At 44.9% G+C, this 18,041-nt stretch carries 13 protein-coding genes; 10 read left to right on the top strand and 3 right to left on the bottom strand.

Features of this window, described 5'->3' with window-relative positions:
* Positions 1-164: 164 nt before the first annotated feature.
* The 4 genes from pstB to Q1A08_RS05250 all read left to right on the top strand — a co-directional run bounded on the left by pstB (position 165) and on the right by Q1A08_RS05250 (position 5,271).
* Entirely contained in the window at positions 165-911 is a 747-nt protein-coding gene (gene pstB, locus Q1A08_RS05265) for a phosphate ABC transporter ATP-binding protein PstB (RefSeq protein ID WP_363323498.1), read from the top strand.
* A gap of 34 nt (positions 912-945) precedes the next feature.
* Positions 946-1,662 carry a phosphate signaling complex protein PhoU gene (gene phoU, locus Q1A08_RS05260; protein WP_299770530.1) on the top strand — a complete coding sequence of 239 codons (717 nt, stop codon included), beginning with the start codon at positions 946-948 and terminating at the stop codon, positions 1,660-1,662.
* Between the two features lie 234 nt (positions 1,663-1,896).
* Entirely contained in the window at positions 1,897-4,068 is a 2,172-nt protein-coding gene (locus Q1A08_RS05255; RefSeq protein ID WP_299770527.1) for an EAL domain-containing protein, read from the top strand.
* An 87-nt stretch (positions 4,069-4,155) separates the two neighbouring features.
* The gene (locus Q1A08_RS05250; RefSeq protein WP_299770525.1) at positions 4,156-5,271 is read left to right on the top strand and encodes a DUF2891 domain-containing protein; all 1,116 of its coding nucleotides are present in this window, start codon (positions 4,156-4,158) and stop codon (positions 5,269-5,271) included.
* A 59-nt stretch (positions 5,272-5,330) separates the two neighbouring features.
* Here the strand turns inward: Q1A08_RS05250 and Q1A08_RS05245 are convergent, their stop codons facing one another.
* A complete protein-coding gene (locus Q1A08_RS05245; protein ID WP_299770523.1) occupies positions 5,331-6,626 on the bottom strand; it encodes a M48 family metalloprotease in 1,296 nt (431 codons plus the stop codon).
* A gap of 168 nt (positions 6,627-6,794) precedes the next feature.
* Here Q1A08_RS05245 and Q1A08_RS05240 point away from each other — a divergent pair, with 168 nt between their 5' ends.
* From Q1A08_RS05240 to Q1A08_RS05230, 3 genes are all read left to right on the top strand, one after another.
* A complete protein-coding gene (locus Q1A08_RS05240) occupies positions 6,795-7,277 on the top strand; it encodes a DUF4265 domain-containing protein (RefSeq protein WP_299770521.1) in 483 nt (160 codons plus the stop codon).
* A gap of 119 nt (positions 7,278-7,396) precedes the next feature.
* Complete coding sequence (yaaA, locus tag Q1A08_RS05235) at positions 7,397-8,173, top strand: peroxide stress protein YaaA (RefSeq protein ID WP_299770519.1); 777 nt, start codon at positions 7,397-7,399, stop codon at positions 8,171-8,173.
* Positions 8,174-8,344: 171 nt separating this feature from the next.
* Complete coding sequence (locus Q1A08_RS05230; RefSeq protein ID WP_299770517.1) at positions 8,345-8,959, top strand: DUF938 domain-containing protein; 615 nt, start codon at positions 8,345-8,347, stop codon at positions 8,957-8,959.
* Positions 8,960-9,040: 81 nt separating this feature from the next.
* Here Q1A08_RS05230 and Q1A08_RS05225 read toward each other — a convergent pair whose 3' ends face one another.
* Both Q1A08_RS05225 and Q1A08_RS05220 read right to left on the bottom strand, forming a co-directional pair.
* Entirely contained in the window at positions 9,041-10,639 is a 1,599-nt protein-coding gene (locus Q1A08_RS05225; protein ID WP_299770515.1) for a sulfatase, read from the bottom strand.
* Entirely contained in the window at positions 10,639-12,609 is a 1,971-nt protein-coding gene (locus tag Q1A08_RS05220; RefSeq protein ID WP_299770513.1) for a PQQ-binding-like beta-propeller repeat protein, read from the bottom strand. Before Q1A08_RS05220 ends, Q1A08_RS05225 begins: the two co-directional genes overlap by 1 nt.
* A gap of 199 nt (positions 12,610-12,808) precedes the next feature.
* Between Q1A08_RS05220 and Q1A08_RS05215 the strand changes: the two genes are divergently transcribed.
* The 3 genes from Q1A08_RS05215 (at position 12,809) to Q1A08_RS05205 (ending at position 17,990) form a co-directional block, all read left to right on the top strand.
* Positions 12,809-14,047 (top strand): helix-turn-helix transcriptional regulator, encoded by a 1,239-nt coding sequence (locus tag Q1A08_RS05215; RefSeq protein WP_299770510.1) that lies wholly within the window; start codon positions 12,809-12,811, stop codon positions 14,045-14,047.
* A 136-nt stretch (positions 14,048-14,183) separates the two neighbouring features.
* The gene (locus Q1A08_RS05210; protein WP_299770508.1) at positions 14,184-16,433 is read left to right on the top strand and encodes a TonB-dependent receptor; all 2,250 of its coding nucleotides are present in this window, start codon (positions 14,184-14,186) and stop codon (positions 16,431-16,433) included.
* Positions 16,434-16,445: 12 nt separating this feature from the next.
* Positions 16,446-17,990: an arylsulfatase gene (locus tag Q1A08_RS05205; protein ID WP_299770506.1), complete on the top strand. Its 1,545-nt coding sequence runs from the start codon at positions 16,446-16,448 to the stop codon at positions 17,988-17,990.
* Positions 17,991-18,041 lie beyond the last annotated feature (51 nt).

Below are 18,041 nucleotides of genomic sequence, written 5' to 3'. Positions count from 1 at the left end.
AAAGAATGAATACAGGTGATACTATGGAAGCCACTGCAAGTGTAGATAACGCCGCGCAAGCGGAAGAAAGCAAGTTAAAGACTATGAAAGAAGAAGTTATAGCGCAGCCTAGCGTAGATGATGTCCAAGGTACGGTAGGTACCCCATTTGTTGAAAACGCTAAGATGTCCATGCGCGATGTGAATGTTTATTATGCCGAGAAGCAGGCCATCTTTAACGTTGGCTTGGATATTGGTAAAAATGAAGTCGTCGCCATGATTGGCCCATCCGGCTGTGGTAAGTCTACTTTTTTACGCTGCTTGAACCGCATGAATGACACCATTGATATCTGTAAGGTTGAAGGCTCCTTAACGCTTGAAGGCCAAGATATCTACGATCCTAAGTTGGATGTTGTACCACTGCGCGCTCGTGTGGGTATGGTCTTTCAGAAACCAAATCCATTTCCTAAGTCTATTTACGATAACGTAGCTTACGGCCCTCGCATTCATGGCTTAACTAGCCGCAAAGCCGAGTTGGATGAAATCGTTGAAACGAGTTTACGCAAAGCCAGCTTGTGGGATGAGGTTAAGGATCGCTTGCAGGCACCGGGTACCGGCCTTTCTGGTGGTCAGCAGCAACGTTTATGTATTGCACGTACAATCGCCGTTAGCCCAGAAGTGATCTTGATGGATGAGCCTTGCTCCGCGCTTGATCCAATTGCAACGGCTAAGATTGAAGAGTTGATTGCTGAGTTGAGTGAAAACTTTACTATTGCCATCGTTACTCACTCTATGCAGCAGGCTGCACGAGTATCTAATCGCACTGCTTACTTTCACTTAGGTAAGTTGATCGAAGTAAACGACACTGAAAAGGTGTTTACTAACCCAGAACATGAACTGACCGAAGCTTACATCACTGGTCGATTTGGTTAATTGCTGGTTGAGCTAAGATATAGGAGCTTAAACGATGGATAATCTAAACTTAGACCAGCATATTTCTGGTCAATTTAACGCTGACCTAGAAGAGTTGAAGACTCAGCTGTTGGAAATGGGTGGTGTTGTACAGCAGCAAATTATCGATGCTGTAACGGCTATCGAACAAGCCGACAGTGAGTTAGCTGAAAAGGTTATGGTCATTGAAGACGATGTTGATATGCGAGAAGTGCGTCTAGACGAAAACTGCACAACAGTTTTAGCTCGACGCCAACCAGCAGCTTCAGATCTACGTATGGTCTTGGCGGTTTCCAAAGCGACCCGTGACCTTGAGCGCATGGGTGACGAAGCCCAGAAAATCGCCAAAATGGCGATTGCGCTGAATGAGGAAGGTCAGGCCCCTCACGGTTATGTAGAGCTTCGCCATATTGGTGACATTGTTGAAAAGATGGTGAATTCAACTTTAGATGCTTTTGCGCGTTTTGATGTTGATGCAGCGGTAAAAGTTGCTCGTGACGATAAAGCCGTTGATCGTGAGTATAAGTCAGCTATGCGAGAATTAGTGACTTATATGATGGAAGATCCTCGCTCAATTGGTCGCGTAATGAATATCATTTGGGCTTTACGCTCTTTAGAGCGTATCGGTGATCACGCTCGAAATATTGCTGAGCATATTGTGTATTTGGTAAAAGGCTTAGATGTTCGCCATACCTCGGTTAAGGAAATGGAACGCCAGGTAAAAGACGCTTAAATCTTTCTACACTTAAGCCCTGCTGCACTTCATCAGATTTTGGCGCATGAAGCAGCGGGGTTTTTTGTCCTTATTGACCAATATCATTAAAAAGTGTGGGTGATTTGGGCGACATAGCCTATACTTTCTGACAATCTACCGTGGCTTAATTGAATTTATCAAGCGACCTGAATTAAACACTAGCTTGAGTCATGGTATCTACAATAGCGATTGCCTGAGTTATAGAGTTTTCCCATGTCACAACATACGGTTAAAGATATATTGCAGTCCGTATCCCCTGGCGATCAGGAATTCTTCCCTTCTATAGTTAAAGCGCTAGCGCATGCATTAAATGCGGATATGGTATTTATTGCGCGTATTGATAATGAAGAAAATAAGTCCGAAACCTTAAGTGTATATAGCCCAAGTAGTGACGTAGATAACTTTGAGTATGATCTAGAGAATACTCCCTGTTGCCAAGTGGCAAGCTCTGGAAACTTAGTTTGTACCTATAATGGTGATGTGCAGAGGCATTTCCCCGACGATGAAATGTTGGTGGATATGGGTATAAACAGCTATTTAGGGACACCTTTAAAAAATGCTGATAATGAAGTAATTGGCATTTTAGTCGCTCTATTCTCTGGTGGCATTCCCGATTTAAAGCAATCCGAGCTCATGTTTAACCTTTTTTCAGGTTTAGTCTCAAGAGAACTTGTGGTTGTAGAAAATATGCGTCAGCTAAGCGTAGCCAATCAGGTCTTTAGTAGCTTAGATGAAGCGATTGTAATCTTTGATCCTGACATGAAAATTCGTTTGGTAAATCGTGCTTATGAAAGAATCAGTGGCTTTGATCATGACGAGTTAATTAACAAGGACATTCATTCCACCGAATTTTTGGGGCGTAATAAGCAACTGCTATACACCATTACCGAGTCAATGGAGACTGTTGGTAGTTGGGTGGGTGAAATCAACGGTCGTAGAAAGGATGGTGTTTACTATACGGTGCAAGTGCAAATCACGACCAGTAAAAATAGCCGCGGTTATATCGAGAACTATATTGCGGTTCTCAGTGACATCACCAGCAAAAAGCACGCTGAAAAAACTATTCATTTGCAAGCCAACTATGACAGCTTAACCGGTTTGCCGAATCGGCAATTGTTTAACGATAGATTAGACCAAGCGATTCGTCTATCTAAAAGAAAAAACAAAAAATTCGCTGTAGTCTTTATGGATATCGATATGTTTAAGTCTATCAATGATAGTCTTGGGCACTCTTGGGGCGATGTGCTGTTGGCGGAAGTTTCCTTTCGCTTAAAGCGCGCACTGCGGGCAAGCGATACCATCGCGAGATTTGGCGGCGACGAGTTTACTTTTATTATTGATCCGATAGAAAAAGTTGCCGATGCGATTGTTGTACTAGATCAAATAGTAAAAACAATGCACGAGCCTTTTACCCTGCAATCTAATCGTGTTTTTGTGACAAGTAGTCTTGGTGTGGCTTTATATCCTGATGATGGGTTAGATCGTGAGCAATTGATCGCTCATGCAGATCAGGCTATGTACAGTGCTAAAAATCTAGGTCGTGATCAATATCAATTCTTTACTTCTGATATGCATAGGGCTGTAGAAGAGAAGCTTGCTATTAAAAATGCACTACAAGAAGCTATTATAAATCGAGATGTTGATGTTTGTTTCCAATGGATAAAAAATGAAAACTGTCCCGAACAAATAAAGTTGGAAGTTTTAGCGCGCTGGAAGCACGAAAGTGAACACATTTCACCTGATGTATTCATTCCTGTAGCGGAAGAATTTAATCTTATCTCAGATTTAGATGATGTTATATTGGAAAAGGCTTGTTTTGCTGGCTTTCAGTTGCAACAGCTTGGTATTGATAACTTTATGTTATGCACCAATCGTTCACCTATCGAGCTGGCCAAACGAGGCAACCCTGTACAGCGCTGGCGAAAAATTATCGAGTCTTATGGTTTGAGGGTCGAGCAGTTCAATATAGAGGTTACTGAAAACATTTTGGCTAAAGATAGTGATGGTCACTTTGACGTGCTTTATCAACTAGCTGATGCCGGTTTTTCAATATCCATTGATGATTTTGGTACCGGCTATTGCTCCTTGGGTTATTTAAACAAATTCCCGATTGATACTATTAAAATTGATAAAAGCTTTATCGATGAGCTGGGAAAAAGTGACCAACAATCGGCTATTGTCGATGCCATTATGGCCATGGCGAATGCTCTCAATAAGCAGGTTGTTGCTGAAGGAGTCGAGTGTCAGCAACAATATGATTCGCTTAAACGCTTAGGTTGTAAACAATATCAGGGTTATATGTTCAGCAAACCCCTTAACTTCGAACAACTTGCTAGTTTTCTGGCTGATCAAAACCGCATCGTCTCGGTTGACGTAAATCGTTGAGTTTTATCGCTTATCATTCGTTTATTTAGTGTTAAAGGCTGCGATGCAGTCATATAATTCTGGCTGTATCCGAATGAGGCGATGAAAATGGCAGTTATATCCTGGTGTAAAAAGCAATCTTTGATCTTGGCGATTACTTCAATGACTAGCTTTGCGGCTCAAGCCGAGCAGCTTTTTAATGATAAGCAGGCAGAAGCCATGGCCAGCCTTGCCTCCAGCTGTATTCACAAAGAATTCCCTAATGTGGTTAAACACTATTTTCTTGGCCCGCAGGATGTGCGCAGCCCCAAAGAATTATATCCGACTTTCTTTGGTTGCTTAGATTGGCATTCTTCTGTTCATGGCCATTGGTTGCTAGTGCGCATGTTGCATAAAGCTGGCGATCAACTAGATGCTAAAGCGATTCGGGAGCAATTAGAGCAGAGTTTTAAACCAAGCAATCTAGTGGGTGAACTCGCCTATTTTAATCGCCCCAATTCCGGCACGAGTTTTGAGCGCCCTTATGGCTTGGCTTGGTTTTTACAATTAACGACAGAGCTTCGCCAATGGAATGACCCTCAGGCGAAAGAGTGGTTGCAGCGTTTATTGCCTTTAGAGAGAAAGATCGTTGAGAACGTTTCTGCTTGGTTGCCAAAGTTGGCTTACCCAATCCGTGTGGGTGAGCACAGTCAAACCGCTTTTGCCTTTGGCCTAATGCTGGACTGGGCTCGCGAAGCGAAAGATAAAGATTTCGAAAACTTACTGAGTTCAAGAATCAAAGACTATTACCTAAAGGATGTAAACTGCCCGCTGGCTTACGAGCCCTCTGGACAAGATTTCCTTTCGCCTTGTTTGGCGGAAGCTGATTTAATGCGTAGGGTTATGAGTCAAGCCGAATATACTAAGTGGCTAGCTGAATTTTTCCCTTCATTACCAAAAGATAACAGTGCAGACTGGATGCCGGTCGCTCGAGTAACGGATCGCAGTGACGGGAAATTGGCCCACTTGGACGGCCTTAATTTAAGTCGTGCTTGGATGTTAGAGGGGATTGCTAGTGCACTGCCACAATCCGATGCAAGGCGTGCCGCTGTAGTTGCTGCTGCAGAGGCTCATAAAGCTGCCAGCCTTCCTGTTGTGATGGGCGACCTACATTATATGGGGAGTCATTGGTTGGGAAGTTTTGCGACCTATTTGATTAGCCAGCGCGGAATAGCATCCAACTAAGAGAGGTACTGCGGAGTATCGCGATTTGCGAGACTCCGCATTCTCAGTTACTTCTAGTCCTATCTTCTTGGGGCTTGATTAGATTGAGGATATATCTGCTGCATTCTTTGCTGCGCTTTCTGCCCCAACTCTCCACCGGATGCGGCTGCAAACTGATAATATTCATAGGCCTTTCGGCTATTGCCCTGCTTCAGCTCCAACTCACCCAGATGAAAAGTCGCGTACTGTGTTGGCAGCATGCTTAGGCTGGTTTCAAAATCGATTTTTGCTTGGGCTTCATTGCCTAGGTTTTTATTTACAATTCCGCGCCCCACATAAGGCCCGAAGTAGTTCGGGTTTATATCGATTGCTCGGCTAAAGGCATTTAGCGCTGACTTGCTGCGTTTTTGATTGAGTAATAGCTTGCCTTTGGTATCCCAGAACAAGGCTTCCTTCGGCTGTTTGCGAATCGCTTGTTCGGTAAGGCTCAGTGCTTTGTCGAGCTGCTTTTGATTGGCAGCCGCCAAAGCATCTTGATGCAGTTTATAGGCAGCTGCGTCCTTACGTAATTGTCGCATAGCTCTATCAAAAGCGGCTTTATTACGGGTTCCTGGTGGCATTTGCCGTGCTCGCTCCCGATTAGCTGCAACACGCTCCTCGGAAGGTGGGTGGCTGGCGAACAAATTATTTAACCAGTTGCTCTGGCGGCCCTTGGAAAGTTTGACAAAGGTTTCTTGTAGTTCAACAGCACCTTGCGGGTCATAACCAGCTGTTACCATATACTCCATGCCATAGGCATCGGCTTCAAGTTCTTGGCCGCGGCCATAACTTGCTTGAAAAGCCTGTGAACCCAGCCCAATACCCTGGTGTATTAAACCGCGATAGCGGCTCTGGCTGGCAGCTGCCGCTGCGAACTGGGCTCCAATACCCATCAACTGCCGTTGGCTCATTTGCTGGGCACTGTGGCTGGCCGCAGCGTGAACGATTTCATGTCCCAATACGGCGGCTAGTTGGGCCTCGTCTTCTAAATGGATAAGTAGCCCACGGTTAAAGGCTATTTTGCCACCTGGTAAGGCCCAGGCATTGGGCACATCATTATTGAGCACGACAAATTCATAGGGCAGATTGGGGCGATCGCTTAGTTTGGCGAGCTTCTGCCCCACTGAGTTTACATAACGGCTTAGCTCTGGATCGACTTCATAGGCTCCGCCTTGGCTTTGTTGCGATGGCCCATATTGTTTTTGACCCAAGGAAATCTCTTGGGAGGTCGACATTAAATTGAGTTGGCTTTTTCCTGTTACCGGGTTAGTGCTGCAGCCGACTACCGCAGTCGCTAGGGCTAATACGCCCAGTAGCTTCGCAAATCCTTTATTCACCGTGACACCTCCAAGAGCTTGATTCAGGTATAATGCCGCTCATTCTAGCAGCCTGATAGGCTGACATTAAGCGGTAGAGCCTTAACCCTTACTTAATTGGAAGGTCAGATAAAGGGGCCATATAGCCTACTCTACAGCCAGCTCCACAAGTTTGAGAGAAAGAAGATCATGCAAGCCCTGCAAGTAATAGAGCTTTTTGCCGGTTTAGATGCAAATGGCCAAGCGGTTATCGAACGCATGCCGGTTAAGGTAAGTGAAGAAGACGATAGCTGCCAGTTGGTAAAATCCCCTGCTTTTGTAAAGGGAATAGCCAGTGGCGACAAGATTAAACTACGTCCTGGTAGTCAGGATTTCGAATTGCTAGAGCGCAGTGGAAACCTCTGTATTCGCGTTTTAAGTCGAGCTGACATATCACCCATTGCAGAAGCCTTGGCACCTGAATTGGAAAAGCTAGGTGGTGAGCTTGATACAGAAACCGAGCGTATGCTGGTGTTTAGCATCCATGTGAGTTGTGGTTTTAAAGCCATTGAAGCTTTAATCAATAAATACGTCGATGGCCAAAACAGTGTATGGCTATATGGCAATGTTTACGATCCGCAAGATGGTGAGACACCACTAAATTGGTGGCAGCCAATTTTGGATGAAAACTAAGAGCTGGGATGTCATTGCAAAGCTAAGCTTTAGCAATCGACATCATTAGCTTATTTAATTGTTCATGTGGTCGCCTAAACTGGATAATGACCGCTAATTAGATCAAACGAGGACTGTGTATGTTAATGGTAGTATCACCGGCTAAAAATCTGGATTATGAAACGCCGGCTAAGACCAAGCAGTTTACCGAGTCTGATTTTCTAGATCAGGCAGAGATCCTGATGGAAGATCTACGTGAATTGGCACCTCACCAGCTTTCTGAGCTAATGAGCATTAGCGATAAATTGGGCACCTTAAACTACGATCGCAATCAACAATGGGGCCAACCTTTTACTACGGATAATGCCAAACAGGCGGTTCTGGCCTTTAACGGTGATGTGTATACAGGTTTAGATGCGCCGAGCTTTAAGGCTGATGATTTCAAATTCGCTCAAAAACACTTACGAATTTTGTCTGGCCTATATGGTTTATTACGTCCGCTGGATTTAATGCAGCCTTATCGTTTAGAAATGGGAACCAAATTCGAAAATCAGCGTGGTAAAAACCTCTATGAATTTTGGGGGGAAATCATTACCGACGCATTGAATGCTCAACTGAAAAAAGTAAAAAGTGATGTGGTGTTGAATTTGGCATCCAATGAATACTTTAAGTCAGTGAAACCTAAGTTGTTAAATGCCACTATCATGACGCCGGCTTTTAAGGACCTTAAAAACGGCCAGTATAAAATGATTAGTTTTTATGCCAAAAAGGCACGAGGGCTAATGGCAGCCTATGTGATTAAGAATCGTATTACCGATATTAATGACATTAAGAAGTTTGATAGTGAAGGTTATAGTTTTAATAAAGAGCTATCGACTGATAAACAATGGGTTTTTACTCGGGATCACGCCGAGTAAGATATTCTTTGTTTGGGTGCAAGGGTTCTGAATGGCCTTGCACCTACCCTCCTTACCTACTCTGTAAGTGTAAATTATTGTATTAAACACTTTAGCTTTATTTCCTTTTCCCGCTTGGCCAATTAAACTAATTTTGACTGCTTAGTAGAATTACCCAAAGGTACTCTAGCCATGGCTGAACTTAATAATGACAAACCTTTTTCCCAAGCTTGCGAGAACAATCAAGAGCCTATTTTTAACATATTAAAAGATGTGTTTTCAGATAAAACCAGCATCTTAGAGATCGGCAGTGGTACGGGGCAGCATGCTGTTTACATGGCTCCCCGTATGGCGCACTTGCAATGGCAAACTAGCGACTTATCTGAAAATGCTAAGGGCATCAATCGTTGGATTAATGACGAACAAGCCGCTAACGTACTCCGCCCTCTCGAATTGGATATCGCAAAGCATTGGCCCAACCCAGACCTTGTTAGTAACTTTGATGGCTTATACAGTGCGAATACCTGCCATATTATGCCCTGGGAAACGGTACAGAGTTTCTTGGCTGGTATGGAGTCAATGCAAGAAGGATCACGGCTAGCAATTTATGGCCCCTTTAAATATGGCGGCGATTACACCAGTGAAAGTAACGAGCGCTTTGACCACTGGCTAAAGGCCCAAGAAGCACATCGAGGCATTCGAGATTTTGAAGCGGTAGCTGAGTTGGCCAATAAGTCAGGATTCGATCTTTTGAAAGATCATAAAATGCCAGCTAACAATCAGCTGTTGATTTGGCAAAAGCGATAATTAGTAGCCGCTCAGAGCTACTCTAGGCTCTGAGCGGAAAACATTAAGATTTAGAGCTGTGAACGAAACAGCTTTGTTGGCTTAGTTTTTATCTTCACTATTTTGTATCCAGCCTCTTGGATTTCTATAAAACTCGGTTTTCCATTGATCGAGCTTTGAATGCAAAAACTCTTTCTTCTCCGGTAGGCTTTTTGCTAAGTTGTAGGCTTCGCCGGGGTCTGTCTGGAGATTATAAAGGAGTGGCCATGTGCCCAAAGTGGCAACACTTGTAGAACTATTGGCCGGCTTATAATCTCTAGAACCAGCTAGGCCACCTATTAGGCTGTCATTCTTATCCAGTGGATTGGGCCAGACATAATGGCTGTTATTTGCAATAAGCTTCCAGTCACCTAGGCGAATCGCTTCTACATCATAATCATGAAAAAAATACAGAGGTCTCTGAGAAAATTCCTCATGGCTTTTGCTCGGCTCTTTAAACAAGGGTAAAAAGCTCTTTCCATCGATGATCCGATCTTGAGGTAAAGAAACTCCGGCTGCTGCAGCAAAGCTAGGCAAGAAGTCGATATTCATCACGGAAACATCAATTTTTGTACCAGCAGGTATCTGATTTGGCCAGCGGGCCAGTAGTGGAACTTTGAACCCGCCTTCATAGCTTTGCCCTTTTCGCCCTCTTAAGGAACCAGCGGAGCCTTCATACCATGGTCCATTATCTGAGGTGACTAATATCAGAGTATTTTTGTCGATACCTTGCTTTTTTAAGGCCTCAAGTACAGCGCCTACACTCCAGTCAAACTCCTCAACAGCGTCTCCATAGGGCCCGCCCAATGACTTGCCTGCAAAGTTTTCAGAAGGGAAAAACGGTTGATGCGGATCCTTCTGGGAGAGGAAAATAAAAAAAGGCTCTTGGCTTTCTTGCTGAATAAACTTGATGGCCTCCTCAGTAAAAAGCTTGGTGTAGTGAGCTTGATCTAAACCAATATCGCCGATCATTTTTTCTTTATTGCGGTAAAAAGCAACTGGCCAGTCATCGTTGGACATATTAAAACCCACAAAATGATCAAAGCCATGTTTATGCGGGTGATACTCTGGCCAAGCAGTAAAGTCACCTAAGTGCCATTTACCAAAAACCGCGGTTCGATATCCAGCGCTTTTCAGTAGCTCTGCAATAGTGATCTCGTCGGCTGGGAGCCCTTTTACTGCATTGCCGCCACCAATCATATCGATGGCGGCAAGGTTACTAAAGGCAACCGCTGCTTTATAAGAGGCTTTGCGGGCAAAGCTGTCGCCGGCAGCTTGAATGGGGTGAATAATACCGCTGCGCAAAGGATAGCGGCCGCTGAGTAATCCTGCTCTCGAAGGTGAGCAAATGGCCGCGCTTGAATAGGCTTGACTGAAGTTAGCGCCTTCTACCGCGAGTTGATCAATGTTGGGCGTTTTAATAGCCTTGCTGCCGTGTAAACCTATATCGCCATAACCTAGATCATCGGCCAGAATTACAACAATGTTGGGGCGCGCTTGTTCGTCTGTGTTTTTAATTGAAGTAGCTGAAATTTCTTTATTGTCTTGGCTTTTAAATATTTCAGCTTCCATACCATAATTAAGAGGCTTAGAAAGCTGGACTGCCGATATTGCTAATAGAACGATCACAAGTGAACAGGCGATAAATAGTGTGCGAAACATTATTCCTTTCCTTCAGTAATACGACTCAACAGCCGCTTTGCGAACTCTGCTTGTTTAGTTAAATTATCGTCAGTTGAGGCAATGTGGGTTTGAAAAGTCTGCTCTATAAGCTGCCAGGCCTCCGGCGATATTTCTCCGGCGGCTATAGCTTTTGGAGCGACATGTCGACATTGTTCAAATAATGCTTCTACCTGATGCCGTTCATCTCGAATTGAGCCTGGAGCTTTCGCCTGCCATTGTGCAGCATTTTCTAGTCGTAGCTGAATGGCCCATAGTGCCTCTTTTATTACTGATAAATAACTATTGGGCTTAAAGCGGCTGATACCACCTCTAGGCTTCGCCGGGCTGTGTTGATCGCCCAATATTGCCCGCCCCAATACTCTGCGAAGGGGCGAGTTGCCAACGTAAATGCTACCATCCGGAGCCGTAACTGTAGATGAAACAGAATCCTCTGCACCATCGGCGAAGTATCGAATTTTTCCAGTTTGTCTATCGAGCAATCCGGCACCTAAGCGCATAGGAAACTTTTGCTTGCCATGAATCACACCGACAGCGCCAGTAAAGGCAACTCCGTTTGCGGTTATTTCTGCCCCCAAGCCTTTGAAGTTATCCTGTAAAAATCCGCCCTGATACATATCAAGTTTTGCTTTCCAACCTAATGTGGCACGGTCGCCTTGGTCTATTAACTGAAATATGTCGGTGCGAGTATTGGCGTAAATTTCACCGTTGTCGACGGCTACATCAATTGAGCCTGTGACTTTATCACCAACTTTGTATTGCCAAATGATATCGCCACTTTGGGCATGTATTGCATAGACTGTGTCGTATGCATCGGCAATATAAATTCGTTGGCCATCAGCGCTGATAGCAGGAGTAGATGCGGTTCCACCAGGAACTTTAGTGATGCTTGCTATACGAAGCTCAGCGACAGCTCCATTGCGAACCAAGTCAATGCCATAGAGGGCTGCATAATCTGAGAAGCCATCAACTTCGCCATCTTCTTCATCAGCTATCGTGGCCGCCAACCAGATTCTTCCGCTATTGCTATCAATAGAAAAAAAGTTGCTGACTTTTTGCAATTCTCCGGCGGCACCATGAAGCACTGCGCTAATAGCATCATTGTTACCATTTATGCCTGAACTTGGCACCATGTGGGCAATATCCGCATTTGCTCTATCTAAAACACGCTTTGGTACAGTGAAATTGCTTAGGCCGGTTGGTGCCCCTGGCAGCATAAATGGTTTCTTTAAGAGTGGACTACCGGTTTTGCGATCGACGATATAGAGGTGCCCGTCTCCAATGCTGGTGATCAGGCTGTCACTGTGAATATGGTAGTTGATACCAAAGCTGTGGTGTTTGCTAAGGTAGTTGCCATTTTGGATGGCGGGTAAGCCGCTAGCACTTTGCCAAATGATGCTACCGTTTGTATCGATGGCCATAGCCGTATCGTAGCTACCTAGATAAATAATATCTTCCCCTGTTTCTGGGTCCTCCAGTACTAGTGGTGTACCGGCACCAGCTGCAGCGCTTGGGTGGGTGATCGCCCAGCGTCTATGTCCATGCTCAGGCTCTAGAGAAACAATTAAGCTGTTATCCACTGGGAAGATAGGTGAAAAATAGATATTACCTTGCTTATCGAAGACAGGCCCTTCGCTAACAAAGAGATTTTCTTCAGCATGCCAAGCAAGCTCGAAGCTGGGCGCGGTAACTCCCATAACTTCATCCGAACCATGTAAGTCACTATGCAAGGCCCTGCCAAAACGAAAAGGTCTCGCTAATGGGTGTGGATTTTTTGAATAGAGGCGAGGTGCCATAGGTCGCCAGCTGCTGAGCTTCGGCTCAGCGTAGATGGTAAACTTTGCGTTGCCAGTGAATAGTGAATAGGCTACTAGGCGCATGGGCTTATGAAATAGGATAAATACCACTAAAATGGCCGCCGTACTGAACAGCAATGTTTTACGTCTTGGCATAGGCCTACCTTATGTTGATACTCGCAAGCTTATTGCTAGTGTTGGATATGTAATTTTTTCACTAAGCATAAGATAGAACGCAAGTAGAGGGGTCCGAGCCAATTGGGGCGCACGCTAAAGCGGCTTTTTAGGGGCAAAATAAGTACTGGCGGCTAGCGCTTTGAAATTGACTTTGCCAATGTAGTCAGTGGAGTTTGAGTTGAACATCTATCATTTGTTTTTAGGCTTCGGGGCTTTGCAAGGCGGCATTATGGCTGTTTTGCTACTGGTATCGCCAAGTGGCGCTAAACTGGCTAATCGTTTTATGGCGGCGCTGCTTTTTGCGATGGGGCTGCGTTTATTGCAGCAGCTGCAAGTTTCGGCCGATTATCTAAACGACTTGCACTGGTGGACACTGTTAATAGCCAATCTCCCTTTTTGTTGGGGGCCTTTACTGTTTTTATATTCAGCTGCCTTAACAGGCAATAATCTCTCCAAATCGCATGGCTTACACTTTTTACCTTATCTACTCTTGTGTGTGGCAAGCGTTGAGTACTATTTCTATGAGCCCCAACAGCAACAGCTGTTAGTTGACTACCTTTGGTACTTTAGAGGTGAGTTAGAAATGGAGGGGCGAGTCAGTGAGTTCTTATCACCATTCTGGCAGCTCTGGTTTAAATATCGACTCAATGCCCATTTGTTCATTTTTCATTTTGGCTTTTATTGTTATCTGGTATTCCAACAAACAAGGCAACATGAGCAGCTGATGCAAGGCCACTTTTCATCTCTGGAGAGTATGAACCTTAAGTGGTTGCGTACCTTGAGCCTAGTCGGGATGGTATACCTTATCGTAATGCTAAGTTTTAATCGCTTGCCAAGGTTGATATTTGAAAGTGATATTGCGACACAGGGCTATCCTTTTTTGTTCTTGGTTTTGCTGATTTATGCAATGGCGATCTCTGCGATGTACCAGCCCAGTTTGGTACAGCGGGTTCTTGCTGCAAGGGCCAGCAGGCAGGCGCTATTGCCTACTCCAGCACAAGTATTGGCTGCAGAAGACAGCACTTCAGCCAATACCGAACCCAAATATCAACGTTCCAAGATTAGCCAACAAGATGCTGAGCAATTTAAACATCGACTAATGCATGTTATGGAAGAAAAGGAGCTTTACTTGGATAGTGAGCTGACACTGGCAGAACTTGCAAAGGAGGCTGACCTTAGTGCTCATCAGGTATCGCAGGTGCTCAATGGTCAGCTGGGCCAGAACTTTTTCACCTTTGTAAACAGCTATCGCGTAGAGAAAGCGAAAAGCTGCTTACAGGATTCATCTCTAAGCCACTTAGCCATCGTCGATATTGCAATGGAAGTCGGATTTAAATCGAAATCCTCATTTTATGATGCATTTAAGCGGTCGATGGATATGACGCCTAGCCAGTATCGTAAGCAGTTTTCTGGCTGAATTGGCTTGATAAATGTCTTTATAAAACTATTTTGATCGTAAATTTATCCGAACCAATAGGTTCGGACGCTCTTTATTATGAGTAAAACTAAGATTTTGGCCATTAATTAATAATAACAAGCATAGGGCCACATCCATGTTGCAGCAGCTACCCTTTCCTCTTCGATTATTAGCCGTTAGCTTGCCTTTGGCGGTTAATGTATATGGGCAATCCGATTCGCAAAGTAGTCAAGCCGTTCTGGAAGAAGTCATAGTGACAGCGCAAAAGCGCGATCAAGCTATCCAAGATATTCCAGCAACTGTGAATGCCATTAGCAGTGAGGCATTAGAAGATTTCAATATCTTAAGCTTTGAATCTTTGGAGCAGCTTGCCCCAGGTCTAGATACTCGCAGTGTAGATGGGCGTTCTGGGTCTATTGCTCTGCGTGGTGTCGAATACAACCCGAACTCTGCTGCCGCTCAGGCAGTGGACGTTTATTGGAATGACACCACGCTAGGCAGCAACAGCAGTGGTGCCATTTTTCAGCAACTGTTTGATTTAAGCAGTATTGAAATTGTACGTGGTGCCCAAGGTACATTGCAGGGTCGTTCATCTCCAGCAGGAGCTTTAAAGCTGAATACCGCGAAAGCTCAGCTGGATAACTTTGAAGGCTATGTGCGCAATAGCTTTGCTGAAAACGCGGCCAGTAATACTCAGCTAGCGATTAATACCCCGCTAATCGAGGGTAAGTTAGCGCTAAGACTAGCAGCGGTCTACGATGACAATGAGCTGCAGGAAACGAGAAATCTGCTAGATGGCAATGTTAGCGACAGCCAAAGTCGGGCTGGGCGTCTCTCTATGGCGTGGCAGGCCAGTGAAGATATACGTGTTGATCTAAGTTACCAATACCAAGAAAGTAACCTGGATCGTGTGACAAGGGTTCAAGGTAGCAGCAGCTTACCGCAGCAAGCCATTGCGCTTCCAGTTATTGAAAGCCAGGATAATTTAGGTATTCAGGTTGCGCCAGATATTTATCAAGGCCGATTTGAGGTGGCTACGCTGCGAGTAAATTGGGACTTTGGTAATCATCAACTTGATTGGGTATCAGGATATTCAGAGCTTCATTCCAGTGAAAATTTTGATAACAGCCAGGGTAATAGCAATCCAAATGTAATAGCGGGATTTGCTTCGCCCACCCGCTTTGTGGACGCAGGTTTTGCAAATTCACATGAGTTTCGAATCAGCTCTAGTGATAGCGATGATTGGCAATACATATTGGGTATTTACTATGGTGAGGAAAATGGACAATTCGATCGTTATCAATACTTAGGGCCTCAAGGGCCAAATCAAGGCTCAATACTATCTCCCTTAGGCGCAGAAGATATCGGTATATTCACTCATCATAGTTATCAGTTTGGTGATAATTGGAACACCGAAGCCGGTATCCGCTGGCAGCGTGCAGAGCGATTTAATGCCTCGGATATTTATCTTGCTAATGGCATGCTGCTAAGGCCGCTGCTAGCTCAAGAGGTACGCAATCGCAGCGAAGAGGCCGTTACAGGTAATTGGAGTCTTAGCTATCGAATGGATGAGCCTGATACGGTAAGTTATTTTAGTATTTCTAAGAGCTTTCGCCCCGGTGGTGTAACGGTAACGTCGGTGAGCTTAGCTGATCTGGCCACTTATGAAAGTGAGGATAGCATTGCCTATGAGCTAGGCATGAAGTTTAAATTGTTGGATGGTCGGTTGAACCTCAATACCGCAGTGTTCTATCAAGATTTCGATAATTATATTACTCGCCTCTCCAGAATTGCTGTAAATGATAGAGGGCTTGCCACTCGACCAAGATCCAGTGGTATAACAACGACGGGTGATGCTTTAGTAAAGGGTATAGAAATAGAGTGGCAGGCCCTATTGGCCGACAACTGGCAGCTTAATGGTGGACTGAGTTTTACCGAAGCTGAATTTAAAGATGGAGTAAATCTACCTTGTAACAATGGTTCGGCAATACCGAATGGGCAAATTGCAAACTATTGTGATGTCTCTGGTTTAGAGCTAGGTATTCAGCCAAAACTCAGTGCGAATCTTGCTTTGTTTAATCAGCAAGATTTTGGCTCCTTTGAGTTGTATCAGCAGTGGTTATTACGCTTTGTTGGCAGCCGAACAGAAGTGGACGCTGTGGGAGGAGAATTAGCTTCCTATTCAACAGCTGATTGGCATATTGGCCTTCGCAGCAACGACAATGGCTGGGATGTCGCTGTTTTTGCTAAAAATCTATTTGATAAAAATGCAATCAATAATATTCAACCTCAATTTAGAGCGCGTGCTGGTTTAGCGACAGGTTATCAACGGGTTGATGCCATCGACGGCCGCACTTTAGGACTTAGTTTCAAATATCACTTCTAAAGGGCGCTAGAGATGTACTTACGAAATTTCGTTTTAGTTTTAGCGTGTGTCTTGTCGGTCTGTGCTCAGGCAGACAAGCAGCCCAATATTGTTTTAATGTTGAGTGACAATCTCGGCTTTGGAGATTTGGGCAGTTACGGTGGTGGCGCCCAACGCGGCGCAGCCACACCACAGCTAGATCAATTGGCGCAAGATGGCTTTCGCTTCACCAATTTTATGGTGGAGGCTGAGTGCACGCCATCACGTTCGGCTTTAATGACGGGGCGTATGCCAATACGCTCTGGCACCACGCGTGCCGTTCCTGTACCGGGTTTGCCTCAAGGCTTGTCGCCTTGGGAGGTCACTATTGCCGAGGTGTTGCGCGAATCGGACTATCAAACGGCAATGTTTGGTAAGTGGCACTTGGGTTACGACCAAGAGCGTTTACCGACAGCGCAGGGGTTCCAGCAGTGGTGGGGTTTTCCATTTAGCACTGGTATCTCTGATTTTCCCAATCATGTGGGTTATGAGCATAGCGGTTTGAAGCCCGCTAGACTCTGGCAGGGAAACGACCGCGATGGCGCTCATGCTGGCGAAGTTTATGACCGCGACATGAGGCCACTGATTGATGAAAAAATTGCTCAAAGGGCCGTAGAATTTATTCATCAAGCTAAAAAAGACAAACCGTTTTTCCTCTATCTACCTTGGTCTATACCACACCATCCTTCAATACCGCACCCTGATTTCCAGGGCAAAACCGGTCATGGACGGTACGCAGATGTTCTAGCTGAGCATGATCATCGCGTTGGTCAGGTTTTAGCGGCGATTGAATCGGCGGGTTTACGTGAAGACACGATTGTTATCTATGCCAGTGACAATGGCCCTGATCGTGCTGAATATCCTTGGATAGGTGATACCGGCCCCTTTCGCGGCTATCTAGGTACAGTTCATGAAGGTTCGGTGAGAACGCCATTGATCATGCGTTGGCCCGGAAAAATCGAAGCGGGTCTCAGCAGCAATGAAATGGTTTCTATGGTTGATTTGTTTCCGAGTCTTGCAAAATTAGCGGGTGCTTCAAAACATGTGCCAGGTGATCGTGTAATCGATGGAATAGAAATGAGTGAGTTCTTCCTCGGCAAGCGTGAATCATCAGGTCGAGATAGTGTAATTCTATTTTCCGGCGAAGATCTTAGAGCCGTGAAATGGCGTCAGTTCAAAGTGTACTTTCAAGGCGAAGGAACCGCGCCAGGTGAGCAAAAAATAGATCAATTATGGGCGCCAGAAATATACAACACAGTGGTCGACCCCAAAGAAGCCAACAATATCGGTGTCAATCGCCTTTGGGTTATGTACCCCATATTTAAAACTCTGATGCCCTTTGCCTACTCTATCGATAAATATGGAATCGTCGAGGCTGGTGGTGAGAAGCCAAGTCGCTATGAGGTTAATATCCCATTTTTTCGTTGGGAGCAAATAGAGAACAGTTTGGGAGAGCTAAAAAAGCAAAAGCTCAAGCAAATGCTTAGTGAAAAACTAAATTCCATAAGCCAGCAGATTAAAGGTGAGGCACAAGACTGATGAGATTGAAATCTATTATTTGCACTGTGCTAAGTTTGATAGCGCTTCTTG

The sequence above is a fragment of the uncultured Pseudoteredinibacter sp. genome (assembly GCF_947500695.1).
GTDB lineage: Bacteria > Pseudomonadota > Gammaproteobacteria > Pseudomonadales > Cellvibrionaceae > Pseudoteredinibacter.
Note: the sequence above shows the minus strand (reverse complement) of the source record. Positions and strands in the feature narration are given on the sequence as shown.

Bases quoted from the DNA above. Each gene is read 5' to 3' on its own strand.
- pstB (WP_363323498.1), top strand. From the start codon at position 165: ATGTCCATGCGCGATGTGAATGTTTATTATGCCGAGAAGCAGGCCATC.
- phoU (WP_299770530.1), top strand. From the start codon at position 946: ATGGATAATCTAAACTTAGACCAGCATATTTCTGGTCAATTTAACGCT.
- Q1A08_RS05255 (WP_299770527.1), top strand. From the start codon at position 1,897: ATGTCACAACATACGGTTAAAGATATATTGCAGTCCGTATCCCCTGGC.
- Q1A08_RS05250 (WP_299770525.1), top strand. From the start codon at position 4,156: ATGGCAGTTATATCCTGGTGTAAAAAGCAATCTTTGATCTTGGCGATT.
- Q1A08_RS05240 (WP_299770521.1), top strand. From the start codon at position 6,795: ATGCAAGCCCTGCAAGTAATAGAGCTTTTTGCCGGTTTAGATGCAAAT.
- yaaA (WP_299770519.1), top strand. From the start codon at position 7,397: ATGTTAATGGTAGTATCACCGGCTAAAAATCTGGATTATGAAACGCCG.
- Q1A08_RS05230 (WP_299770517.1), top strand. From the start codon at position 8,345: ATGGCTGAACTTAATAATGACAAACCTTTTTCCCAAGCTTGCGAGAAC.
- Q1A08_RS05225 (WP_299770515.1), bottom strand. From the start codon at position 10,639: ATGTTTCGCACACTATTTATCGCCTGTTCACTTGTGATCGTTCTATTA.
- Q1A08_RS05220 (WP_299770513.1), bottom strand. From the start codon at position 12,609: ATGCCAAGACGTAAAACATTGCTGTTCAGTACGGCGGCCATTTTAGTG.
- Q1A08_RS05210 (WP_299770508.1), top strand. From the start codon at position 14,184: ATGTTGCAGCAGCTACCCTTTCCTCTTCGATTATTAGCCGTTAGCTTG.
- Q1A08_RS05205 (WP_299770506.1), top strand. From the start codon at position 16,446: ATGTACTTACGAAATTTCGTTTTAGTTTTAGCGTGTGTCTTGTCGGTC.